Here is a 23214-nt window from a genome sequence, read left to right on the forward strand (position 1 = left end):
CGGGAAGGGAGCAGGACATGCGGGACGCATCGGGTGCACCGGGCATGGACGCGTTCGTCGGACGGCTGGACCCCGAGATGTACGTGGTGACCGCGGCGGCCGGAGGGGAGCGCGCGGGCTGCCTGGTCGGGTTCGCCTCGCAGTGCTCCCTCGACCCGCTGCGGTTCGTGGTGTGGCTGTCCCGGGCGAACCGGACCTTCCGGGTGGCCGGGCGCGCCGACCGGCTCGCCGTGCACACGCTGACCCGGGAACAGCACGCGCTGGCCGCCCTGTTCGGTGGCCGCACCGGCGACGACGGCGTCGACAAGTTCGCCGGTCTGCGCCGCACCGCGCGGCCCGACGGCGCCGTCGTCCTCGACGACGCGCCCGCCTGGTTCGTCGGCCGCGTCGTCGGGCGCGCCGACGGCGGGGACCATGTCGGCTTCGTGCTCGACCCGGTCGACTCCGGCGGCCGGGACGACAGGGACGACCGGGACAGCCGTGGCGGAACGCCGCTGCTGCGCCTGTCGGACGCCCTGGACATCACACCGGGACACCCGGCCGGCTGAACGCGCCCGGCCCGCGCGCCCGGCCCGCGCGTCCGTTCCGTACGTCCTGCTCACACGTCCGGCCTGCCCGTCGCGCCGGGTACGCCGTTCGCGCCGGGTGCGCCGACCGCGCCGACTACGCGGGTTCGCCCGGCACGCGTACGTCCAGCACGCACACGTCGTCGCGCCGTTCGCCCTCCAGCATCGACCCCAGGAGCGGCACCAGGGAGCCGGGCGCGTCCGCGTGGTGGGCGGCCGCGTTCCGGGCGAGCCGCTCCAGACCCCGCTGGATGTTCTCGCCGGGCCGTTCGACCAGTCCGTCCGTGTAGAACAGCAGCCGGTCCCCGGGTTCGAGGCGGCACTCGGCCTCCGCGTAGACCGGTGTCTCGGTCGCTCCCAGCAGCACGCCGAACGGACGCTCCAGGTACTGCGGTTCGCCCCGGCGCAGCAGCAGCGGCGGCAGATGGCCGGCCTGGGCCCAGACGAGGCGGCGCTCGCGCGGTTCGTAGCGCGCCAGGACGAGGGTGGCGGTGCCCTTGGTGTCGCGGGAGTGCAGCAGCAGCGTGTTGAGGCGGGCCAGCGCCCCGGTCAGCGACGAGCCGGTGAAGATCATGCCCTTGGCGGTGAACCGGAGCTGCGCCATCGTCGCCACCGCGTCGATCCCGTGCCCGGCGACGTCGCCGACCACGAACAGCGCGTCCCCGTCCGGCAGTTCGACCGCGCTGAACCAGTCGCCGCCGACGTGGATCCCGGACTCGGCGGGCAGGTACGTGACATCGACCCGCAGCCCGGCCAGGCGCACCGCGTGGCGGGGGAGCGGCAGCAGCGCGTGCTGGAGGCGGCCCGCGAGCATCCGCTCCGCCCGCAGCACCCCGTCCTGGGCGAGCATCGTCCGCTCACTCTCCACCAGGGCCAGCTCGGCGCTGCGCTGCGCGGTGAGATCCTGGACGAAGCCGTGCACCTCCACCGGCCGGCCCGCGGTGTCCACGACGGTCTCGGCGACCGCCCGCAGATGCCGCAGCCCCGCCGTCGTCCGCACCCGGAACGGCACGTCGAAGGGTGTGCCGTCGCGCAGCAGCTCCCGTACCGCCCGGCCGAGCGCCGGTCCGTCCTCCGGCACGGCGAGGTCCGGCAGGAGCTCCACCGGGACCGGGCCGAGCGCGGGGTCGCGGTCGAGCAGCAGATGGACCTGGTCCGACCAGGCCGCCTCATGCGTGACCAGATCCCAGACGGCCCAGCCCAGCCGCCCGAGGCGCTGTAGCTCGGCCAGGCGCTGCGCCTGCCGGCCCGAGGCGTCGTGCCGCAGCCAGCTCACCACCAGCGCGTCGCCCAGCGGGACCGCCCGCACCACGTACTGCGGCGGCTCCCGCCGGTCGGTCCCCGGCTCCGGTGTCCGCCGGGTGAACGGCTCGCTCTCGCGGGGTTCCCCGGTGTCGAGGGCCGCGAGCCAGCTCTGCCACAGCGGTTCCCCGGCGGCGTCCGGCCGGCACTCCAGGAGCCGCCGCCCGACGAGGTCGCCCGCGTCGAGACCGAGCACGTCGGCGCTCTGCGCGGTGGCGGCGTCCACGCGGTAGTCCTCCACGTCACCCGAGGGCGAGCGCAGCGGGGAGAGCAGCAGGACCGCGCCGGGCAGCGCCGCGAACAGGCCGTCCACCGGCAGGGACGCGGGCGCGGGGACCGGTGGCCGCGGCGCTCCGGAGGAGCCGGGGCGGCCCTGTCCCGCGCCGAGGTCGCGCAGCCGCCCCGCGCACAGCCAGGAGACATGGCGCAGCAGCTCCCGGGTGCGGGGAGTGAACGGGTCCGCCCGCTCCCGCAGCACGCCGACGACGACCTCGGCGCCGTCCGTACCGGCCACGGGCAGCCAGACGGTGTGCTCCGTCCGGCGCGGCGCGCGGACGCTGCGCTCGCCGGTGCCGCCGGTCCCGGCCGGCGGCGGCACGTCCCGCCACCGCCGCGCCCGCGTCCCGTCCGTGTCCGCGTACCCGATGAGCACCGGCTCGCCCGACGGCGGGCAGCGGTGGATCAGCACGGCGTCGGCGCCCACGGGCCCGGCGAGGTGGGCCAGCAGGCACCGGGCGAGGTCCGGCGGGGTCTCCACATGGGTCAGCGCCCGCCCGAGCCCGGCCAGGACGGCGCCCTCGGCCTCCTCGTCGGCGGTCGCGGGCCCGGCGGCATGGCTCAGCGGCGGCACCAGCGTGCCCAGGGCGATCCAGCACTCCTCGGTCAGGGTGCGGTGCGCGGCCTTGGCCCGCCGCAGAAGATCCTCGTGCGCGGCCTCGGGGGAGCAGCCGGTGAGCGCCATCAGCGCGCCCTTGGCCCGCTCGACCACGGCAGCCGTACCGGTCGGCGCCGCCGTGCCGGGCGCGCCGCCGGACTCCCTGGAAAACACGGAATCGCCGGTCACGGGTCGAGCATCGCACAGATGACCTGATCCGATCACGGCCAGATCGGATACTTGTGCGAGCGGACGCTCCGGGGGTGCCTCAGCTGCGTCCCGGCCGGCGGCCGGGCGGGGGAGAGGCGGGCGGGGCGGGCCCCGGCGGCAGTGCCTCAGCGACCCGCGCCGCCGTGCCGCAGCAGGGCCTCGGTGACCGCCCGGACACTGCGCGCGATGTGCTGGAGCTGGAGGAGTTCCCCGGCGTACAGCTTGATCGTGTGCTCGATCACCGACTCGGGAAGGCCCAGCCGCGGCAGGTCGGCGCGCGCGGTCTGCAGGGCGGTGCGGGCCACCCTGACCTCCTGCTGCACCTGGATCTGCGCATGGCGGGCGAGGAGTACGGGATGGCGCAGCAGCGCCGGGTAGCTGCCGTAGCGGGCGGGGACCAGGTCCCGCAGCCATCTGACCGCCGAGCGCTCCCAGTCGTAGCTGCCGGGCGGCTTGACCTGGCAGGGCCAGTCCGGGCTGACACGCGTGGTGGTCACAGGCATGGTCATCGCTTCCGGGTGTGCGGCGTGCGTCGTGGAGGGGGCCGACGCAGGGAGCCGGGCCGCGATCCGTGAGCAGTATTTATATATGCCATCCGCTTTGCAAGGCGTATGAAAACATTCATGCCGGGTTTACGGGGGCTGGTCCGCGTACGTTCCGACCACCGCGGCGCGCCCGCGTTCCGACCGCCGCGGCGACGGACCGGCCGGAGGACCGGAGCCGGTCAGTCCTTCAGGAAGAACTGGTGCTGGTCGGCGACCTGCTCGTACTCCTCCAGCCGGGCCTGGGTCCGCTCGGGGTCGGCGTCCGTCATCGCCTGGAGCAGGGCGGCGCAGACGATGCCGGGCGCCGCGTAGGAGTCGAAGACCAGCCGGGAACCGGTGCCGGTCGCGAAGGTCACGTCGGCCTCGTCCGCCACCGGACCCAGCGCCAGGTCCGTCACCAGGGCCACTTTGAGCCCGGCGCCGCGCGCGACCCGGACCGCGTTCAGCGTCTCCTGGGCGTGCCGGGGCATGGAGAACGCCAGCACCCAGGTGCCGCCCGCCTCCCGGGACTGGAGCAGCGCGTCGTAGGCCACGCTGCCGCCGCGGGTCACCAGCCGCACGTCCGGGTGGATGCGCCGGGCCGCGTAGGCGAAGTACTCGGCGAGCGAGACCGAGATGCGCAGCCCCAGCACGGTCAGCGGCGCCGACCGGGACAGCGCGCGGCCCACGCTGATCACCCGCTCGGGGTCGGCCAGGTCCCGGCGCAGGTTCTCCAGGTTCTCGATCTCGGCGTCGACGGCCGCCTGGAGTTCGTTGCCCCGGTCCTCCTCGACCGGGCCGGGGCCGCCGGCGAGGCCGGCCAGCGCGAGGGACTGCAGCCGCTCGCGCAGCGCCGGGTAGCCGCTGAAGCCGACCGCGCCCGCGAACCGCGTCACCGAGGGCTGGCTGACCCCCACCCGGTCCGCCAGTTCGGTGACCGACAGGAAGGCCGCCTCGGCGAGGTTCTCGATCAGGTACTGGGCGATGCGGCGCTGCCCGGGGGACAGCTGGGGTCCGTCGAAGAGCGCCCTGAGCTGCGAGGCCGGTGCGGCCTGCGTCCGCGGGACCGACGTGCCCGAGGTGATCGCGGACGCCTGGGCGCGAGCCTGCTGCGGCGATGGCACCGAGGCGCCTCCTTTGTCTCCCACAGCGCTTCAACATAGCTCACTCACCGTCATGACCGGTGGTCGCGCGGGCGGATCCGTACGGGTCAGGGCCAGACCGGAAGGGCGGTCGCCGGGACGAGGAGATCCGCGCGGGCGCGGGTCGCGGCCACCAGCTCGGCGTTGCGCGCGTCGCTCCGGCGCACCCAGGCCACGGCCTCCGCGTGCCCCTTGCCGAACCGCTCGTGCCGGGCCACCAGGCGGCGCACCCGCTCCTCCTCGTCCAGCTCGCAGAACCACACCTCGTCCAGCCGGGCGCGCACCCGCCTCCAGGGGCCCCGGTCCAGCAGCAGGTAGTTGCCCTCCGTCACGACCAGCCGGGCGGACGGCGGCACCGGGACCGCGCCCGCGAGCGGCTGTTCGAGTACGCGTTCGAAGCCGGGGGCGTAGACGGTCTCGCCGTCCACCTCGCCCCCGCCCGCCGCGCTGCCCGGGTACTCCTCGCGCAGCCGTGCCGCGTACCCCGCCGCGTCGAAGGTGTCCGGTGCGCCCTTGCGGTCCCGGCGCCCGAGTCGTTCGAGTTCGGCGTCGGCCAGGTGGAAGCCGTCCATCGGGACATGCGCCACCCACGGCTCGGCCGTGCCGTTCAGGGCCCGTACCAACTGCTCGGCCAGGGTCGACTTGCCCGCGCCGGGACTGCCCGCGATGCCGAGGATCGCGCGGTGGCCGGGGCGGGGCAGGGCGCGGGCACGGGCCAGGAGGTCGTCGAAGGCGAGCGGCACATCCGCCAGTGTGTCACCCGGCCGGACGCGCTCCCCGGCGGGCGGCGGGCGCCCGAAGGCCGGAAAGTGACCCCGAGGAAGGGATGAAGTCCGTCTGATGTGGCATGCGACACTCCGTCGACACCGCGTCGCGGGGAAGGGTGCCTGTATGACACAGCTCGGACTGCCCGATGAGATCCTGGCCTGCCTCTTCGACCTCGACGGGGTCGTCACCAGGACGGCCGTGGTGCACGCGGCCGCCTGGAAGGAGGCGTTCGACGCGTTCCTGCGCGAGCGGGGCGGCGACCAGCGGCCCTTCGACGCGGTCGCCGACTACGACGAGTACGTGGACGGACGGCCCCGCGCCGACGGGGTGCGCACCTTCCTCGCCTCCCGCGGCATCGAACTGCCGGAGGGCACCCCCGACGACCCGCCGGACGCGCAGACGGTCAACGGGCTCGGCAACCGCAAGAACGCCCTCGTCCTGGAGAAGATCCGCACCGAGGGCGTCCAGCCCTACGACGGCACGCTGCGCTACATCGACGCCGTCCGGGCCGCGGGCCTGAAGACCGCGATCGTCTCCTCCAGCGCCAACACCGTCGACGTGCTGCGCTCCATCCACGCCGAGCACCTGTTCGACGTACGCATCGACGGGGTGGTCGCCCGCGAGCGCGCGCTGCCCGGCAAACCGCACCCGGACACCTTCCTCGCCGCCGCCCGCGACCTGGGCGTCGACGCCGCACGGGCCACCGTCTTCGAGGACGCCCTGGCCGGGATGGACGCGGGCCGCTCCGGCAGCTTCGGGTACGTCGTCGGCGTCGACCGCGTCGGCCAGCGCGACGCCCTGTACGCGCACGGCGCCGACGTGGTCGTGGACGACCTCGCCGAACTCCTCACCGGGCCCGCCGGCCCCGCCACGAAGGGAGGCGCCGCGTGATCACCCACCGCTCGTACGCCGTCGAACCCTGGTCCGTGCGCGAGACCGAACTGAGCCTGGACGTCCTCGCCCAGAGCGAGTCGGTCTTCGCGCTCTCCAACGGCCACGTCGGCTGGCGCGGCAACCTCGACGAGGGCGAACCGCACGGCCTGCCCGGCTCCTACCTCAACGGCGTGTACGAGGTGCACCCGCTGCCCTACGCGGAGGCCGGCTACGGCTACCCCGAGTCCGGCCAGACCGTCATCAACGTCACCAACGGCAAGGTGCTGCGGCTGCTCGTCGACGACGAGCCGTTCGACCTGCGCTACGGCCGGCTCCTCTCCCACGAGCGCGTCCTCGACCTGCGGCGCGGGGTGATGGAGCGGACCTGCGAGTGGATCTCCCCGGCCGGCACCAAGGTCCGGGTGCGCGCCACCCGCATGATCTCCCTGACCCAGCGCTCCATCGGCGCCGTCGCCTACGAGGTGGAGCCGGTCGACTGCCAGGCCCGGGTGGTCATCCAGTCCGAACTGGTCGCCAACGAGCAACTGCCGCAGGCCGACGGCGACCCGCGCGCGGCGATGGCGCTCCAGGCCCCGCTGGAACCGGAGGAGGACTTCGCCTCCGGCCACCGGCTGCGGCTGGTGCACCGCACCCGGCGCAGCGGACTGCGGGTGGCCGTCGCCGCCGACCACGTCGTCTCCGGCCCCGAACGCACCGCCACCAGCAGCGAGAGCCACCCCGACCTGGCCCGGCTGACGGTCGCCGCCGTCCTGGAGGCGGGGCAGACGCTGCGGGTGGAGAAGCTCGTCGCGCACGGCTGGTCCGGCACCCGCTCGCTGCCCGCCATGAGCGACCAGGTCGACGCCGCCCTGGCCGCCGCCGCGCACGGCGGCTGGTCGGGCCTGGTCGCCGAGCAGTGCGCCTACCTCGACGACTTCTGGGCGCGCGCCGACGTCGAGGTGGACGGCGACGAGGAGATCCAGCAGGCCGTCAGGTTCGCCCTGTTCCATGTGCTCCAGGCCGGGGCCCGCGCCGAGGAGCGCGCCATCCCGGCCAAGGGGCTGACCGGCTCCGGCTACGACGGGCACGCCTTCTGGGACACCGAGATGTTCGTGCTGCCGGTGCTCACCTACACCTCGCCCGACGCCGTGGCCGAGGCGCTGCGCTGGCGGCACAGCACCCTGCCCGCGGCCCGCGAACGCGCGGCCCAGCTCGGTCTCGGCGGCGCCGCGTTCCCCTGGCGCACCATCGAGGGCCAGGAGGGATCCGCGTACTGGCCCGCCGGGACCGCCGCCTTCCACGTCAACGCCGACATCGCGCACGCCGTGGTGCGCTACGTCGCGGCGACCGGCGACGAGGACTTCGAACGCGACACCGGCCTGGAACTCCTGGTGGAGACCGCCCGGCTGTGGCGCTCACTGGGCCACCACGACCACCGCGGCACCTTCCACATCGACGGCGTCACCGGCCCCGACGAGTACAGCGCCGTCGCCGACGACAACACGTACACCAACCTGATGGCGCGGGCGAACCTGCTCGCCGCCGCCGACGCGGTCGAACGCCACCCCAAGGAGGCCGAACTCCTCGGCGCCGACGACGAGGAGAGCGCGGCCTGGCGGGATGCCGCCGAGGCCATGAACATCCCGTACAACGCCGAACTGCGGGTGCACGAGCAGAGCGCGGGCTTCACCCGCTACCAGCGCTGGGACTTCGCCGGCACCCGCGCCGACCAGTACCCGCTGATGCTGCACTTCCCCTACTTCGACCTGTACCGCAAGCAGGTGATCAAGCAGGCCGACCTGGTGCTGGCGATGTACACCTGCGGCACCGAGTTCGACGACGAGCACATCGCCCGCAACTTCGCCTACTACGAACCGCTGACCGTGCGGGACTCCTCGCTGTCCGCGTGCGTCCAGGCGGTCATCGCCGCGCAGGCCGGCCATCTGCGGCTCGCCTACGACTACGCCGCCGAGGCGGCCCTGATGGACCTGGCGGACCTGGAGCACAACACCCGCGACGGGCTGCACATCGCCTCGCTGGCCGGGACCTGGATGGCGCTGGTGACCGGCTTCGGCGGCACCCGCAGGAAGGGCGAAACCCTCCAATTCTCCCCGCGGCTGCCGGAGAAGTTCAGCCGGCTGGCTTTCACGCTCCAGTTCCGGGGCAGCCGGCTGCGCGTGGAGATCACCCAGCAGAACGCCACGTACACCCTGCTGTCGGGCCCCGCCCTGACGGTCTGCCACCACGGCGAGGACGTACCGCTGCGCCCGGACGCGCCCGCGGTCCGCACGGTCCCGCCGCCCCGGCACCTGCCGGCCCCGGAGCAGCCCCCGCACCGCAGCCCGGGAGCCCGCTGACCCGGGCGCGCGCGGGACGCCCGGTCCGCGTACGACCGGGCGCGCGCCGGTCCTACGCGGGCCGGGCGGCGAGCAGTTCGCGCAGGGCCCGCTCCCGGTCGGGGCTCAGACCGGTCACGAACTGCCGCAGCGCCGCGACCGGGTCGGGGCCGCGGTCCAGGGCCTCGTGCATGGCCTGGGCGGTCAGCTCGGCGGCGTCCTTCGCGGGCCGGTAGGCGCCGCGGCGCCCGTCGACCTCCCGCAGCACCAGGCCCTTGTCGTAGAGCCGCTTCAGGATGGTGTGCACGGTGTTGTAGGCCAGGTCCCCGGCGATCTCCACCTGGATCTCGGCCGGTGTCAACGGGAGTTCCGTGGACCACAGCGCGGCGAGGACCTCGCCCTCCAGCTCACCCGGGCTGCGCCGTTCCGTCCTGCCGTGAGGCCCTCTACCAGCCATGCCCTCAACCTTACAGCGCGTAGGGGTGCTCGATGTCCGGCGGTGTCCCGCCCGGCGCGGGGCCCGGCGCGGGTTAGCTTTTCCCTGTCCACGAGCGACCGTACGAGGGGAGCCCGCGCCGCGCCGAGGCCGCCGACAGGTTCGCGGATTCTTCCGCGACGTTTTCCCGGGGGTTCCCCGGCGTCTTGCCGGCTCCCGCGCACGGTCGCGCACACTGAGGAGCGGAAGACCCTACAGTGCGTAGGGACGAGGGGTGGAAATGGCCGACCACACGCATGCCGTTCTCGCCGGGCCCCGGCGCACCGCGCCGAGCCCCGGCACCGGCCGGGCGGATCGCCGCCGCGGCGATCCGCTGCTCGCCGGGGTGGCCGCCGCCTTCGTCCTGGCCCAGCTCCTCCTGGTCGGCCCCGCGACGGGCCTCGGCTGGGACGAGGTCGTCTACGTCAGCCAGGTCAGCCCGCACGCCCCGGCCGCCTTCTTCAGCGCCCCGCGCGCCCGCGGCGTCCCGCTGCTGGTCGCCCCCGTCGCCGCCTGGTCGTCCTCCACCGTGCTGCTGCGCTGCTACCTCGCGCTGCTGTCGGGCCTCGCCCTCTACCTGGCGCTGCGGGTGTGGCGTCACCACTTCCCGGCCCGTGTCCTGGCCCTCGCGGGCGCCCTGTTCGCCTCCCTGTGGGTGACCCTCTTCTACGGCCCCCAGGCCATGCCCAACTACTGGGTCGCCGTCGGCGCGCTCGGCTGCGCGGGCTGCCTGCTGCGGGCCCGCGCCGACCGGCACGACCGGGCGGCGCTGTGGGGCCTGGCGGCCGGCGGCGTCCTGATGGCGCTGATGCGTCCCATGGACGCCGTCTGGGCGGCCCTCCCGCTGGTGCTGCTCGCCCTGGCCGGACGCCACTGGCGAGCGCTGTCCGCGCTCCTCGCCGGGACGGCCGCGGGCGGCGCCGAGTGGATCGCCGAGTCCTACGCCGGCTACGGCGGCCCGCTGCGGCGGCTCGCGGACGCCTCCGCCATCCAGGGCGACCTCGGCTGGCACTTCGCCGTGACCGACCAACTGCGCAGCCTGGGCGGGCGCACCCTGTGCCGCCCGTGCACCGGAGACCTGCCCGGCCCGCTGGTCACCGCCTGGTGGTACGCCCTGCCGGTGCTCGCCCTGCTGGGCCTGCTCGCCGCCCGCCGCGCCCGGCGCACCACGCCCACCCTGGTCGCGCTGGCCTGCGCCGCCACGGCCGCCTTCCCCTATCTGTTCCTCATCGGCTACGCCGCGCCCCGCTTCCTGCTGCCCGCCTACGCCCTGCTCGCCGTCCCCGTCGCCGACGGCATCGTCCACCGCGTCACCACCCCGGCGGGCGCCTGGCGGCCGCTGGCCCTGAGCCTCACCGCGCTGGCACTCGCCGTGCATCTCGGGGCCCAGTACACCGTCCTGGACCGCACCGCCGAGCGCACCGCGGCCGACCGCCGCGCCTGGGACCGCACCGCCGACGCGCTGCACGCCCTGGGCGTGCGCCCGCCCTGCCTGCTCACGGGCGAGGAGGCCATCCCCCTCGCCTTCCACACCGGCTGCGGCTCCGCCGCGACCGGCGGCCACAACGCCAACTCCACCTCCGCCGCCATCGAGGAGACCGCGCGGCACACCCCGGTCGCCGCGCTCGTCCCCCCGGGCGGCGAGCCGCCGGGGTACGCCCGCGGCTGGCCCGCCCACCGACTCGGCGACGTGCTCGCGTACGTCGCGCCGACGGCGCAGAAGGGTCCCGGCACATGACCTCCCCGCTGCTCACTCCCGCCGCTCCCGCCCCGCCCGCCCCCGCGCCCCGGCGCCGCACCCGGTGGCACACCGCGGCCCTGCTCGCGGTCCTGCTGTGCGCCGCCTACCTAGGGCAGCGGCACTGGCCGGTGGTCGCCTCCGGCGCCGACCGGCTCGCCGTCGCCGACCGGGGCTGGCTGCTGCTGGGCGCCACCGCCGCCCTGGCCACCTGGGCCTGCGCGGCCCTCGCCCAGCAGGGCGCCGTCGCCGAACGGCTGCCGCGCGGGCGGCTGCTGGCCGCGCAGTTCGCCGCCTCGGCCGCCAACCACGTGCTGCCCGCCGGACTGGGCGCGGGCGCGGTCAACCTGCGGTTCCTGATGCGCTGCGGGCTGCCCGCGGGACGCTCGGCGGGCGCCCTCGCCGTCAAGGCCGCGGCCGGGGCGCTGGCCAGGGGCGTCCTGATCGCCGTGCTCGCCGCGCTCTGTCCGGGCGTACTGCGCCTGCCGGAGGTCCCGGTCGCCGCGCTGGCCGCGGCCGGGGCCGTGGTGGCGCTGGTGACGCTGCTGCTGTGCGGCCCGCTGCGCTCCCGGTGGAGGCGCGCGGTCGGCGCGGTGGGGGCGGACATCCGGGCCGTGCACGCCCGGCCGCACCGGGCCGCCGCCCTGTGGGGCGGCTCGTTCGCCTTCGCCGCGGCGCACGCGCTGGTGGTGATCGCCGTCGTCCAGGCCGTCGGACTGCCCCTGTCCCCGCTGCGGGTGGCGCTCCTCTACCTCGCCGCGAGCAGCGCCGCCGCCCTGCTGCCCACCCCCGGCGGCCTCGGCTCGCTGGACGCGGCGCTCGCCTTCGCGCTGACCTCCGCGGGCGCGCCCGGCACCGCGGCGGCCTCCGCCGTCCTCGGCTACCGCCTGCTGACGGTCTGGCTGCCCCTGATCCCCGGACTGCTGGTCCTCGGTGCACTGATCCGCCGCCGGGCGGTGTGAGCGGCCCGCACCCCGGCCCGCCCCGGGTGCGCGCCGGGCGCCGCCCGCGCCTCAGCGCGCGTGCGAGCGCCCCAGCCCGTCGGGCGTCCGCGGCGGCTCCGGCTCGTCCGCCGACGCCGGCCCGCGCGCGGTGAACGCCGCGACGCAGCGGGCGGGCAGCCACCGCAGCGCCGCGCACAGGCACGCCCCGGACCAGCCGGCCGCGAACAGCCAGCCCCCGGCCACGTCGGTGCCCCAGTGCACCCCGAGATACACCCGGCTCACCCCCACCAGGACGGCCCAGCAGCCCACCGCCGCGCACAGCGCCGTACGGCCGCGCGGGGCGCGCAGCAGCACCGCGAGCACCAGCAGCGCGGCGGTCAGCGCCGACGTGGTGGTGTGCCCCGAGGGGAAGGCCCAGCCCGAGGCGTGCGTCGCCCAGTCGGGGCGCGGCGGGCGCGGGCGGGCGACCAGTTCCATCACGCCCCGGCGCGCCAGCTGCCCCGTGGCCAGACAGACCAGGCCCAGCAGCGCGGCGACCGCGCGCCGCCGCGCCGTCCGTCCGGCGACCGCACCGGCCACGACGACGAGCAGGTAGGGGACGACGCCCGTCCCGGTGGCGGTCACGCCCCGGGCCACGGCCACCGCCGTCGCGGGCCGGTGGCCGACCGACCAGGACAGCAGTGTCTCGTCGACCCGCAGCGGTGCGCCGTGCCCGCCGGCCACCACCAGGGCGAGGACGGTGAACGCGGCCCAGGCGCCGACCGCGGCGCTGCCCGCCAGATCGGCGGCGTCCCGGCGCCTCACGGGAGCGCGGGCACGGACGCGGACGCGGTGTCAGGGACCGGTGTCATCCGCCCGCCTCCTCGGTCTTCGCCGCGCGCCGGGAGCGCACCACCTCGGCGGCGAGCGGGATCAGCGAGACCGCCACGATCAGCGCGATCACCGGCAGCAGATACCGGTCGACGTTCGGCACGGACGAGCCGAGCGCGTACCCCGCGAGGGTGAGACCGACGCTCCACACCAGGCCGCCGGCCACCTGCCACACCGTGAACGTGCGGACCGGCACGCCCAGGGCGCCCGCCATCGGATTGAGCACGGTGCGCACCACCGGCACGAAGCGGGCCAGCACGATCGCCTTGGCGTGCCCGTACCGGCCGAGCAGTTCCTCGGCGCGCCGCGCGCCCTCGTGCAGGCGCCGCGAGCGGCTGCGCGCCAGCAGCGCGCCCCCGGCCCTGCGGCCCAGCACGAACCCGCACTGGGACCCGGCGAGCGCCCCCGCCGCCGCGGTGAGCAGCAGCGGCAGGAGGGACAGCCGTACGCCCCGGTCCGCCGTGCCCGTGCACAGCAGGCCCGCGGTGAACAGCAGCGAGTCGCCGGGCAGGAAGAAGCCGATCAGCAGTCCGGTCTCGGCGAACATCACGACACCGACGCCCAGCACACCGAAGGCGGCCAGCAGCGACTGGGCGTCGAGCACGTTCACGGCGAGCGGTGACGACAGGAGCGGGGAGGGGTTCATCGGCGTGGGGCTCATTTCGTCCGGGTGACGCGTGACGGTGGCCGGTGGCGACCGACTGCAGGGCGACCGACTACAGGCCAGTAGACCGTCTACGTCACTGTAGACGATATCGTCCGCCGTGCGCGGCCCCCCGATCGGCCGGACGGGTGAAGGCATGGCGCCGGTCGTGCCGGACCGCTCCCCACCTGGACTTTCCCGTCCCATGGTCAAGAACGGTGGCTGCCTTTACTGCACATCGTGCGCAGGTGGGTGACGATGGCAGAAGGCGGCCCCGGCCCGGGTCCGCCCGCACGACCCCATCCGAAGGAACACCTCTCCCATGACGGCCGCCCCTGGTTCCGCTCCGCCCCTCCCCGCCACGACCGGGCCGAAAGGCCCGCTCTGGCACCGCGTCCGCACCTCGATGACGCGGCAGGAGTGGACCAGGGTCGGCGGGATGGCCGCCTTCGTGCTCGCCCTGCATGTGATCGGCTGGTTCACGCTCGTCTGGATCGTGGCGCCGGAGCACTACAGCCTGGGCACCAAGTCGTTCGGCATCGGCATCGGCGTGACCGCCTACACCCTGGGCATGCGGCACGCCTTCGACGCCGACCACATCGCCGCCATCGACAACACCACCCGCAAGCTGATGCACGAGGGGCAGCGCCCGCTCTCCGTCGGCTTCTGGTTCTCGCTCGGCCACTCCAGCGTCGTCTTCGGCCTGGCCTTCCTGCTCTCCCTGGGCGTCCGGGCGCTGGCCGGACCCGTGCAGGACGACGACTCCCGGCTGCACGACATCACCGGCCTGATCGGCACGACGGTCTCGGGCGCCTTCCTGTACGTCATCGCCGCCGTCAACCTGGTCATCCTGGCCGGCATCTGGAAGGTGTTCCGCGAGATGCGCTCGGGCCACTTCGACGAGGCCGCCCTGGAGGAGCAGCTCGGCAGCCGGGGCCTGATGAACCGCATCCTCGGCCGGTTCATGAAGTCGATCACCAAGCCGTGGCAGATGTACCCGCTGGGCCTGCTCTTCGGCCTCGGCTTCGACACGGCCACCGAGATCGCCCTGCTGGTGCTCGCGGGCTCCGGCGCCGCCTCCGGGCTGCCCTGGTACGCGATCCTGTGCCTGCCCGTGCTGTTCGCGGCCGGCATGTCGCTGCTGGACACGATCGACGGCTCGTTCATGAACTTCGCCTACGGCTGGGCGTTCTCCAAGCCGGTCCGCAAGGTCTACTACAACCTCACCATCACCGGTCTGTCCGTGGCCGTCGCCCTGATCATCGGCACGGTCGAACTGCTGGGCCTGCTCGCCGACAAACTCGATCTGCACGGCGCCTTCTGGGACTGGGTCGGGGGTCTGGACCTGAACGTCATCGGCTTCGTCGTCGTCGGTCTGTTCTTCGTCACCTGGGTGCTCGCCCTGGTCGTCTGGAAGGTCGGCCGGATCGAGGAGAAGTGGACGGCGGACCTGGCCGCCCCCGCCGACTCCCCGGCCGAGTGAGTCCGGGCACCCGGAGCGGGCCGGGGTGATTGGAGTCGGCACAGCGGGAAACGCGGATCACGACAGCGCGACCGCGAGCCGCCACCAGGGAGGACACCCGTGAGCACCGATCCGATGGCCGACGACGCCTACCAGCCCACCGGTACGAACGAGGAGCAGGAGGACGCCGCGCCGCTGGACCTGGAGGACGCGGTCGGCGAGCGGACCTACGACGACCTGCTCGACGAGGGCTACTCGCCGCCGGAGAAGCCGCTCGGCGTCGACAAGTACGGCACGACCGCCGCCGAGCAGCACGAGGGCGAGAGCCTCGACCAGCGGCTCGCCCAGGAGCGCCCCGACGCGGACGAACCGGCCGGCGACGGCGTCGGCGACCTGCCCGGCGGCACGGGCGAACCGGTCGACCCGCAGGCGGGCGGCGCGCGCGCCGGGCGCCTGGTCGCCCCCGACGAGGGCGCGCACGCCGACACCACCAAGGAGGAGGTCGCCGCCGACGCCGGCGTCGACGGGGGCGCCGCCGGTGCGGAGGAGGCCGCCGTGCACATCGTCGAGGACGACGGCGCCCTCCCCGACGAGGACACCGGGCCCTGAGCGGACCAGGCCCGCGCTCAGTCCCCGAGCCGGTCGAATCCATGACGGTGCGCCCGTCGAACGCCACGCTGTCCGGCCACCACGTCCACCTCGCGCGGGCCGACCACGTGCCGGGTGCGCGCGGTCGGGTCGGCGACGGTGATGTCCTCCTTGAGCCGGTAGCTCTGCCCGTACAGGTCGCGCTGGGTGAGGCCGGTCAGGTACGGCACCGCCTCGCGCAGCGTCTTGGACGGATGGACCGGTGTGGATGGACACCCCGCCGACCATGTCGGGCCGCTCGGCGACGGCGACCCGGCGGCCCAGTTCGGGCCGCGGCGACGGCCGCCTTCTGGCCGCCCGGTCCGGATCCGATGACGAGCATGCCGTAGTCAGGCACGTGCGGGGTCCGTCGGCGCGCCGACGCGGCGGGAAGGCCGGCGGGAGGCCCGGCGGACAGCGGTGGGACCGGAGCGCGAGGCTCCGGTCCCGTCGTCCGCCCGCCGGCCGCCCGGCTCAGGGCAGCAGCTTGTCCAGGGCGGCCGGGCCGTCCGTCTCGATCCTGCGCTTGGCCCACTCCAGGTTGCGCGGGGTGATGTCGCGGCCCGCGGCCAGCACGACGTCCTCGGGCGAGACCTCGGTACCGGTACGGGCGTGGAGCACGGCGTCCGGCGTGCAGCGCTCCCCTGGGGGGCGGGACGCTTCGGGCGAACGGGATGCTTCGGGCTGTGACGTCGACATGTGTCCTCCTCGGGTCCGGCCGGGTCCCCGCCCCGTGCCGCGCCGCCCGCGCCCAGGGACCGGGACCTCCTCCTACGATTGCCCGCCGCGCCGCACCCTGCATCCGGAAGGGCCGCCGGACCCGTGGCCGGCTTCCCCGGCCGCCGCCCGGCCCCGGGCTCCGTAAGCTGGAACGACCACGCGGGCCGCCGCAGCGGCGGCCCGCGGCCGGGGGACCGGACAGGGAGGCCCAGCGATGGCCGACACACCCAGCCCGTCATCCGCGCCGGGCACGCGGCGGTACGTGCCGATCGCCGACCACGGCCTGATCGGCGACCTGCGCACGGTCGCCCTGGTCGGCACCGACGGCACCATCGACTGGTACTGCTGCCCCTCCTTCGACTCCCCGAGCGTCTTCGCCGCCGTGCTGGACGCCGAGAAGGGCGGCTGCTTCGAACTCGCCGCGGCCGACGAGGCCGCCCGCACCAAGCAGTTCTACTTCCCCGACACGAACGTGCTGATCACCCGCTTCTTCACCGAGGACGGCGTCGGCGAGGTGCAGGACTTCATGCCGGTGTGCGGCGACGACGGCGAGGCCGAACGGCACCGCCTGATCCGGCGCACGGTGTGCGTGCGCGGCACCGTGCGGTTCCGCGCGCGCGTCGCGCCGCGCTTCGGCTACGGCGCCGACCCGCACACCGTGCGCGTCCAGGGCCAGCTGGCGCTGTTCGAGTCCGCGCACTCCGCCCTCGCCCTGACGGCGACCGCGCCGCTGGAGACCGAGGGACCGGACGTACGGGCCGACTTCAAACTCACCGAGGGCGAGTCCGCGGTCTTCGCCCTGGACCAGGTGGGCGGCGAGGTCGCCCCGCGCCGCTGCGCCCGCGCCGAGGCCGACGAGCAGTTCGCCGCCACCGTCGCCTACTGGCGGCGCTGGATCGCGCAGTCCCGCTACCGGGGCCGCTGGCGGGAGATGGTGCACCGCTCCGCGCTCACCCTGAAGCTCCTCACCTACGCGCCGAGCGGCGCCATCGTCGCCGCGCCCACCACCAGCCTGCCCGAGCGGATCGGCGGCGAGCGCAACTGGGACTACCGCTACGTCTGGGTGCGCGACGCCGCGTTCGCCGTCTACGCCTTGCTGCGCCTCGGCTTCACCGGCGAGGCCGCCGCCTTCATGCGCTTCCTGACCCGCCACATCAGCCCCGGCGACGGCCGCGCCACGGGCCCGCTCCAGATCATGTACGGCATCGACGGCCGCACCGATCTGCCCGAGCGCGAACTGACCCATCTGGAGGGCCACCAGGGCTCCGCCCCGGTCCGGGTCGGCAACGCCGCCGCCGGCCAGCTCCAGCTCGACATCTACGGCGCCCTGATCGACTCCATCTACCTCTACGACAAATGGGCCGAGCCGATCTCCAGCGCCCAGTGGGACGACGTGTGCGCACTGGTCGACTGGGTGTGCGACCACTGGGACCAGCCCGACGAGGGCGTCTGGGAGACCCGCGGCGGGCGCCGGAACTTCCTCTACTCGCGCCTGATGTGCTGGGTGGCCGTCGAACGCGCCGTCCGGCTGGCCAACCGCCGCGGCCTGCCCGCCGACCTGCCGCGCTGGCAGCGCGGCCGGGACGCCGTCTACCGCCGGATCATGGACCGCGGCTGGTCCGAGCGGCGCGGGGCGTTCGTCCAGTACGAGGGCGGCGACGTGCTGGACGCCGCCGTGCTGATGATGCCGCTGGCCAAGTTCATCGCGCCCACCGACCCCAAGTGGCTGTCCACCCTCGACGCCCTCACCGAGGACCTGGTCTCCGACTCGCTCGTCTACCGCTACGACCCGCGCACCAGCCCCGACGGACTGCGCGGCGAGGAGGGCACCTTCTCGATCTGCTCCTTCTGGTACGTGGAGGCGCTGACCCGCGCGGGCCGTCTGGACGAGGCGCGCCTCGCCTTCGAGAAGATGCTCACCTACGCCAACCACCTGGGCCTGTTCGCCGAGGAGATCGGCCGCACCGGCGAACAGCAGGGCAACTTTCCACAGGCCTTCACCCACCTGTCCCTGATCAGCGCCGCCTACAACCTGGACCGCGCCCTCGGCTGACCCCGGCACCCGCGCGGCGGGCACCGGGGCCGGCCGCCGGCCTCAGCCGATGTGGTACGAGTCGCCGTACACCTTCCAGTCCAGCGGCGGCTTCAGGTCGAGGTTGCCCTTGCGCAGGAACACCCGCTGCGCGGTGTCGACCCTGCTGGTGTCGCTGTGCGCCTCCTCCTGCTTCATGGCCCACACCCGCGCGTCGAGGAACGCGTTCAGGTACGCCGTCTCGTCGCCGCCCTGCGCCGGCGGCTTGGCGCTGCGCAGCGCCCGCTTGCGGATGTTGCGGAAGCTGGTGGAGTCGTCGCCGTCGCCGTGCATGACGATGGCGTCGTAGTAGGCGAACTGGCCGAGCGCGCGCAGCCCGTCGCTCTTGCCCTGGGAGACCGCCGGGTTGAAGTACACCCGGTCCCGCTCGTCGTTCTGGGCCTGCTGGAAGGCGCTGTCCTTGGCCGCGGTGTGCCAGGCCGAGACGAACGCCGAGCCCAGGCCGGAGTGCGAGTCGCTGCCGTTGACCTTGCGCAGCGCGGGCAGGTACTTCGCCAGCACGTTGCCCGGTTTGCGGTCGGTGTAGAGCTGCACCAGGTCGAGCATGTCGCCGGTCCCGGAGCAGAAGCCGATGATGCCGGCGGTGTAGCCGCGGCCGTCGTCGATGTCCTCGATGTAGGTGTACTGGACCTTCCAGTCGAGCGAGGAGTTCTCCGCGCTCGACACCAGCTTCATGGCGATCTCCTTCTTCGCCGGGTCGTCTAGGCCCGGCGCCGCGGCCGGGGCCGCCGTCGCCTGCGGGACGGCACCGAGCAGCGGGACGGCGGCCAGCGAGGCGCCGAGGAGAGCGAGGACGGTACGCCGGGAGGCGCCGGCCGGTGTGGCCGAATCAGGGTTCGCGTGCACCACGGGGGCTCCCAAGGGTGAGTGGGGGGAGGGCAGTTGGACCGGACGCCAACTGGTAGGAAGGTTTCCTATCAGAGGCTGTCAGGGCCCGGCACCCGTCACGCGGGAAATTCGTAGGAACCTATGAGAAAGACCGGGAGGTGGCCGAGACGAGCGACGAGCCGGCCGCCTCAGAGCAGGGACTGCTCCGCCCAGATGACCTTCCCGGTGGACGTGTAGCGCGTGCCCCAGCGGTCCGCGACCTGCGCCACCAGGAACAGTCCCCGGCCGCCCTCGTCGGTGGAGGCCGCGTAGCGCAGATGCGGCGAGGTGTTGCTGCTGTCGAAGACCTCGCAGATCAGCGCGGTGTCCCGCAGCACCCGCACCCGGATGGGCGCGCTGCCGTACCGGATCGCGTTGGTGACCAGCTCGCTGAGGATCAGCTCCGTCGTGAAGGCCGCCTCGTCCAGACCCCACCGGGCCAGCCGCCGGCTCACCGCGGCCCGCACGTCCGCCACCGCCGCCGGATCCGCGGGCACCTCCCACTCGGCGACCCGGTCGGCGTCCAGCGCCCGGGTCCGCGCCACCAGCAGCGCGATGTCGTCCCCGGGCCGGAACGGCAGCCGCGAGTCCAGCACGGCGCGGCACGTCTCCTCCGGCGACCCGCCCGCCGAGGCCAGCGCGGCGCGCAGCTCCTCCAGACCGGCGTCGATGTCCCGCTCCCGGTCCTCCACGAGCCCGTCCGTGTACAGCACCAGCCTGCTGCCCTCGGCGAGTTCCAGCTCGGCCGTCTCGAACGGCAGCCCGCCCAGGCCCAGCGGGGGACCGGCCGGCACCTCGGCGAACACCACCTCGCCGTCCGGGGCGATCACCGCGGGCGGCGGATGCCCGGCGCGCGCCATCACACAGCGCCGGGAGACCGGATCGTAGATCGCGTACAGGCAGGTCGCGCCGATCACCGGCGCGCCGGTGCCGTCCGCGGCCTCGTCCTGGTCGATGCGGTCGACCATCTCGTCCAGCAGCCCGAGCAGTTCGTCCGGCGGCAGGTCCAGGGCGGAGAAGTTGTGCACCGCGGTACGCAGCCGGCCCATCGTGGCCGCCGCGTGCAGCCCGTGCCCGACCACGTCCCCCACGACGAGCGCCACCCGCGCCCCGGACAGCGGCAGCACGTCGAACCAGTCACCGCCCACCCCCGCCTGCGCGGGCAGATAGCGGTAGGCGACGTCCAGCGCGCCCTGCTCGGGCAGGCTGCGCGGCAGCAGACTGCGCTGGAGGGTGACCGCCATGCCGTGCTCGCGCGTGTACCGGCGGGCGTTGTCGATGGAGACCGCAGCCCGCGCCACCAGCTCCTCGGCCAGGGCCAGCTCCTCCGCGTCGAACGGCTCCTCCTTCTCCGAGCGCCAGAAGTCCACCAGACCCAGCACCACGGCACCCGCCCGCACCGGCACGGTGATCAGCGAGTGGATGCCGTACCGCATCACCCGCGCGGCCCGCTCCTCGTCCTGCGCCAGCCAGCCCGGCGCGGCCTCCAGACGGGGTTCGAGGACCGGCCTGCGCGTACGGAGGCTGTCCGCCTGCGGCGAGGACGCCACGAACCGGATCTGCGTGCCCACCGGGTACAGCGGCGTCTGAGCGCGGATCCCGCCGGCCGCAGCCCGGCGCAGCCCGGCGCCCGGATCCGGTTCCTCGCCGCGCAGTACGGCGTCGTAGAGGTCCACCGTGACGAAGTCGGCGAAGCGCGGCACCGCCACCCGCACCAGCTCCTCGGCGGTCCGGGTCACGTCCAGGGTGGTGCCGACCCCCAGCCCGGCGTCGTAGAGCAGGCTGAGCCGCTCGCGGGCCTCCTCCGCGCGGCCGGACAGGGCGCGCAGCTCCGTGGAGTCGCGCAGGGTGGCCACACTGCCCGAGGGCCCGCCGTCCAGGTCGGTGGGCCGCTGGTTGACCGCCAGCAGCCGGTCGCCGACCAGGCGCACCTCGTCGGTGGCGATCCGCCCGGACGCCAGCAGCGCCGCCGTCTCCGGATCGAGCCCCAAATCGAGCACCCGGCGCCCCTCGGCGTCGGCGGGCAGATCGAGCAGGCGGTGCGCCTCGTCGTTGGCGAGGAGCAGTTCGCCATCGTCGCCGACGATGATCACGCCCTCGCGCACCGCGTGCAGCACCGCGTCGTGGTGGTCGTACATCCGGGTCATCTCGCCCGGCCCCAGCCCGTGGGTCTGCCGCAGCAACCGCCTGCTGACCAGCGCCGTCCCGGCCGTGGCCAGGGCGAGCGCGGCGGCGGCCGCGCCCAGCACGACGGGCAGCTGGCGGTCGGCGAGACCGCCCGCGTTCCGCGTGGTGATGCCGGAGGCCACCACGCCCACCACCCTGCCGTCCGGCGCCCTGAGCGGCACCACGGCCTGCACCAGCCGCCCGATGGTGCCGTTGATCTCCTCCACGACCGTCCGGCCGTGCAGCGCGGGTTCGATGGTGCCGACGAACTTCTTGCCGATCCGGTTCGGCTCGGGGTGGGTGTAGCGGATCCCGGCGGCGTCCGTCACGACGACGAAGTCGACGTGCGCGGCCTTGCGGGTGGCCTCGGCGCGGGGCTGCAGCACGGCCGTCGGGTCCGGGGCGGCGAGCGCGGCGGCGGTGCCCGGCGCGTTGGCGAACGCCTCGGCGACCGCCAGCGAGCGGCTGCGCGCCTCGCCGGTGCTGTCCCGGCGCACCTGGAGCACCAGCGCGACCACCGCGGCCACCACCAGCAGCAGTACCACGACGACCTGGAGCACGAACACCTGCCGGGCCACACTGCGCCCGCGCAGCGCCGCCCACAGCCGCGTGGGCCGGCCGCCCGCAGCCCGGCTGCGCGCCGCGCGCTCACGCGCGCGACGGGCGGGGCCGGGCGCCGGCTGGACGCGCCGGCCGCCGGGGCGGCGGGTCGACCGGGTACCGGTTCGACCCGGGAGTCGGACCATGTGCCATGTCTACACTGCCGGGCCCCGCCAGGCGAGGCCCGGCACACCCGCGCCCCGGACCCGCCCGCGCGGCGCGCGCGACCCGCGGATCCCGCCGGTGCCGCGCGGCCCGTGGGTCCGGCGCGGCGGCCGGAGCGCCCGCGGGCCGGGGGAGCGGGGCGCGGCGGCGCCGGCGGACCGGTACGGCCGTCCGGGTGGCCCCGCGGCCGCGGGCATGAGCACGGCCGCGGCCGTGCTCGCGGCGGGCCGCCGGGTCAGGAGCGGCGGGGCTTCTCGTCGCGGATGTTCTGGGCGACGTCGCGGAGCTTGACGTTGTGGTGCTGGGAGATGCGGCGCAGCACCGCGAAGGCGTCGTCCTCGCTGAGCCGGTGGCGCTCGCGCAGTATGCCCATGGCCTCGCCGATGGCGTGCCGGGTCTCCAGCGCGTGTTCGAGCTGGTCGACGGTCCGGGCACCGGACAGGGCGACGGCGGCGTGCGAGGCCAGCAGCCAGCCGGCGGTCTCGCTCTCCGGGGTGAACGCGCCGGGGCGGCGGGAGTAGCAGTCCAGCGCCCCGAAGTCCTCGTCGTCGGTGTACAGCAGGAAGCCCATCATGCTGCCGATGCCGAGCTCACGGGCGGCCGGCGCGTAGCGCGGCCAGTCCGGCTGCGGCTGGGACAGGTCGGTGATGCGGAAGACCCGGTCGCCGTTGACCCGGCGGGCGGCGTCGAAGCAGGGGCCCTCGCCCAGCTCGCCCTGGAGCCGGTCGGACTCCTCGACCATGCCCTCGGTGACGGCCAGGCTCACCGCGCGGCCCTTGCGCACGGCGAGGATCCCGGCGGCGTCGCACCCGTCGATGAGTTCGACCGCCGCCGAGGCGATCTCCTCGAGCGTCGCCCCGGTGGACTCCTGGGCCAGCAGACGCCGGGCGAGCTCGGCCATCTGTTCGGCGAAGACACGCCAGTCCATCCCTGCGCACCACCCTTCTCCCGGCCGCGTGCACCGCTGCCGGGGACGATGCCGCCCCGGACCCCGGCATCCGCAGCGTACCCCTCGGCCGCCGTCGCACCGCGTAACGCGATCATGGCATGCCGGTGCTCCGGCGGGGCGGGCCGGTCCGCCGGAGCGCGGTGGTCCGGCGGCCGGGGCGGCGACGGCCGCGCGTGCGCGCCCTCGCGGGTACGCCGTACGGGAAGATCCGCACGACACCCGCACCATCGCAACGGGCGGGCCAAGTCCTGGTGTCGTGCCGGTGCGTTCGGTCATGGGTTGGCCAACCCCTTTCCACACG

Annotated in this window: 19 protein-coding genes and 1 pseudogene; 8 read left to right on the forward strand and 12 right to left on the reverse strand. The window is 74.9% G+C overall.

The window, feature by feature from the left end; all coding sequences use genetic code 11:
* Nucleotides 1–17: 17 nt before the first annotated feature.
* Nucleotides 18–548, forward strand: a complete 531-nt coding sequence (locus A8713_RS29655) for a flavin reductase family protein (RefSeq protein WP_064536808.1) — start codon at nucleotides 18–20, stop codon at nucleotides 546–548.
* A gap of 115 nt (nucleotides 549–663) precedes the next feature.
* On the opposite strand, the gene A8713_RS29660 is transcribed toward A8713_RS29655, so the two are convergent.
* The 4 genes from A8713_RS29660 to A8713_RS29675 all read right to left on the reverse strand — a co-directional run bounded on the left by A8713_RS29660 (nucleotide 664) and on the right by A8713_RS29675 (nucleotide 5361).
* Nucleotides 664–2931, reverse strand: a complete 2268-nt coding sequence (locus A8713_RS29660; RefSeq protein WP_079159185.1) for a SpoIIE family protein phosphatase — start codon at nucleotides 2929–2931, stop codon at nucleotides 664–666.
* A 146-nt stretch (nucleotides 2932–3077) separates the two neighbouring features.
* A complete protein-coding gene (locus tag A8713_RS29665) occupies nucleotides 3078–3461 on the reverse strand; it encodes a hypothetical protein (RefSeq protein WP_064536809.1) in 384 nt (127 codons plus the stop codon).
* Nucleotides 3462–3676: 215 nt separating this feature from the next.
* On the reverse strand, nucleotides 3677–4600 hold the full coding sequence (locus tag A8713_RS29670; RefSeq protein ID WP_064536810.1) for a MurR/RpiR family transcriptional regulator: 924 nt from the start codon (nucleotides 4598–4600) through the stop codon (nucleotides 3677–3679).
* An 86-nt stretch (nucleotides 4601–4686) separates the two neighbouring features.
* Nucleotides 4687–5361 carry a nucleoside/nucleotide kinase family protein gene (locus tag A8713_RS29675; protein ID WP_064536811.1) on the reverse strand — a complete coding sequence of 225 codons (675 nt, stop codon included), beginning with the start codon at nucleotides 5359–5361 and terminating at the stop codon, nucleotides 4687–4689.
* Between the two features lie 148 nt (nucleotides 5362–5509).
* Between A8713_RS29675 and A8713_RS29680 the strand changes: the two genes are divergently transcribed.
* Together A8713_RS29680 and A8713_RS29685 are read left to right on the forward strand one after the other, a co-directional pair.
* Nucleotides 5510–6277, forward strand: coding sequence for an HAD family hydrolase (locus tag A8713_RS29680; protein ID WP_064536812.1), 768 nt, complete (start codon nucleotides 5510–5512; stop codon nucleotides 6275–6277).
* Nucleotides 6274–8616: a glycoside hydrolase family 65 protein gene (locus A8713_RS29685; protein ID WP_064536813.1), complete on the forward strand. Its 2343-nt coding sequence runs from the start codon at nucleotides 6274–6276 to the stop codon at nucleotides 8614–8616. The genes A8713_RS29680 and A8713_RS29685 overlap by 4 nt, the downstream gene beginning before the upstream one ends.
* A gap of 52 nt (nucleotides 8617–8668) precedes the next feature.
* On the opposite strand, the gene A8713_RS29690 is transcribed toward A8713_RS29685, so the two are convergent.
* Complete coding sequence (locus tag A8713_RS29690) at nucleotides 8669–9052, reverse strand: BlaI/MecI/CopY family transcriptional regulator (RefSeq protein WP_064536814.1); 384 nt, start codon at nucleotides 9050–9052, stop codon at nucleotides 8669–8671.
* A 259-nt stretch (nucleotides 9053–9311) separates the two neighbouring features.
* Here A8713_RS29690 and A8713_RS29695 point away from each other — a divergent pair, with 259 nt between their 5' ends.
* Nucleotides 9312–10808, forward strand: coding sequence for a hypothetical protein (locus A8713_RS29695; protein WP_064536815.1), 1497 nt, complete (start codon nucleotides 9312–9314; stop codon nucleotides 10806–10808).
* Entirely contained in the window at nucleotides 10805–11770 is a 966-nt protein-coding gene (locus A8713_RS29700; protein WP_064536816.1) for a lysylphosphatidylglycerol synthase transmembrane domain-containing protein, read from the forward strand. The genes A8713_RS29695 and A8713_RS29700 overlap by 4 nt, the downstream gene beginning before the upstream one ends.
* A 51-nt stretch (nucleotides 11771–11821) precedes the next feature.
* On the opposite strand, the gene A8713_RS29705 is transcribed toward A8713_RS29700, so the two are convergent.
* Nucleotides 11822–12556, reverse strand: a complete 735-nt coding sequence (locus tag A8713_RS29705) for a phosphatase PAP2 family protein (protein ID WP_064536817.1) — start codon at nucleotides 12554–12556, stop codon at nucleotides 11822–11824.
* A gap of 43 nt (nucleotides 12557–12599) precedes the next feature.
* Nucleotides 12600–13268, reverse strand: a complete 669-nt coding sequence (locus tag A8713_RS29710) for a DedA family protein (RefSeq protein WP_064536818.1) — start codon at nucleotides 13266–13268, stop codon at nucleotides 12600–12602.
* Nucleotides 13269–13587: 319 nt separating this feature from the next.
* Between A8713_RS29710 and A8713_RS29715 the strand changes: the two genes are divergently transcribed.
* Both A8713_RS29715 and A8713_RS29720 read left to right on the forward strand, forming a co-directional pair.
* On the forward strand, nucleotides 13588–14748 hold the full coding sequence (locus A8713_RS29715) for a HoxN/HupN/NixA family nickel/cobalt transporter (RefSeq protein WP_173860927.1): 1161 nt from the start codon (nucleotides 13588–13590) through the stop codon (nucleotides 14746–14748).
* 99 nt (nucleotides 14749–14847) lie between these two features.
* Nucleotides 14848–15336, forward strand: a complete 489-nt coding sequence (locus A8713_RS29720; protein ID WP_173860928.1) for a DUF5709 domain-containing protein — start codon at nucleotides 14848–14850, stop codon at nucleotides 15334–15336.
* A gap of 68 nt (nucleotides 15337–15404) precedes the next feature.
* On the opposite strand, the pseudogene A8713_RS32760 reads toward A8713_RS29720, so the two are convergent.
* Nucleotides 15405–15712, reverse strand: a pseudogene (locus A8713_RS32760) (FAD-dependent oxidoreductase); the annotation flags it as partial.
* Between the two features lie 116 nt (nucleotides 15713–15828).
* On the reverse strand, nucleotides 15829–16053 hold the full coding sequence (locus tag A8713_RS29730; RefSeq protein ID WP_064536820.1) for a hypothetical protein: 225 nt from the start codon (nucleotides 16051–16053) through the stop codon (nucleotides 15829–15831).
* A 235-nt stretch (nucleotides 16054–16288) separates the two neighbouring features.
* Between A8713_RS29730 and A8713_RS29735 the strand changes: the two genes are divergently transcribed.
* Entirely contained in the window at nucleotides 16289–18127 is a 1839-nt protein-coding gene (locus A8713_RS29735) for a glycoside hydrolase family 15 protein (RefSeq protein WP_064536821.1), read from the forward strand.
* A gap of 42 nt (nucleotides 18128–18169) precedes the next feature.
* On the opposite strand, the gene A8713_RS29740 is transcribed toward A8713_RS29735, so the two are convergent.
* The 3 genes from A8713_RS29740 to A8713_RS29750 all read right to left on the reverse strand — a co-directional run bounded on the left by A8713_RS29740 (nucleotide 18170) and on the right by A8713_RS29750 (nucleotide 22892).
* Nucleotides 18170–19015: a chitosanase gene (locus tag A8713_RS29740; protein WP_064536822.1), complete on the reverse strand. Its 846-nt coding sequence runs from the start codon at nucleotides 19013–19015 to the stop codon at nucleotides 18170–18172.
* Nucleotides 19016–19182: 167 nt separating this feature from the next.
* Nucleotides 19183–21945, reverse strand: coding sequence for a SpoIIE family protein phosphatase (locus tag A8713_RS29745; protein WP_064536823.1), 2763 nt, complete (start codon nucleotides 21943–21945; stop codon nucleotides 19183–19185).
* Between the two features lie 254 nt (nucleotides 21946–22199).
* Complete coding sequence (locus tag A8713_RS29750) at nucleotides 22200–22892, reverse strand: GAF and ANTAR domain-containing protein (RefSeq protein WP_064536824.1); 693 nt, start codon at nucleotides 22890–22892, stop codon at nucleotides 22200–22202.
* Between the last annotated feature and the right edge of the window lie 322 nt (nucleotides 22893–23214).

It is taken from the genome of Streptomyces sp. SAT1, from assembly GCF_001654495.1.
In the GTDB taxonomy this organism is placed as follows: Bacteria; Actinomycetota; Actinomycetes; order Streptomycetales; family Streptomycetaceae; genus Streptomyces; species Streptomyces andamanensis.